General features: G+C 37.1%; 1 protein-coding gene. It reads left to right on the top strand.

Features of this window, described 5'->3' with window-relative positions:
- Positions 1-313, top strand: a 313-nt coding sequence (locus PVK62_RS17595; protein WP_338000271.1) for an IS3 family transposase, incomplete at both ends; no start/stop codon positions are given.

Below are 313 nucleotides of genomic sequence, written 5' to 3'. Positions count from 1 at the left end.
ACTGAACAATTCGCATTAATAGATAAACTCAGGCAGAGCCACAGTATAAGCATTCTTTGTGAAACCTTTGGTATTCATCGGAGTAGTTATAAGTATTGGAAGGCAAAGCCAAGAAACGTTGACGGTGAGTTATTAGAGTTATACTCAGAAGTTAAAGAAGTACATAGCATTAGTAATGGCTCTGCTGGAGCGAGAAGTATAGCAAAAATGGTATCTCAGAGAGGAATACCACTTAGCCGCTACCGTGCCACTAAGTTAATGAAATTACTTAATTTAGTAAGTACACAAATACCGAAGCATACTTATAAGAAAG

It is taken from the genome of Aliivibrio sp. S3MY1 (assembly GCF_028765575.1).
In the GTDB taxonomy this organism is placed as follows: domain Bacteria; phylum Pseudomonadota; class Gammaproteobacteria; order Enterobacterales; family Vibrionaceae; genus Aliivibrio.
The sequence above is the reverse complement of the archived record's forward strand: the minus strand, read 5'-3'. Positions and strand labels throughout refer to the sequence as shown.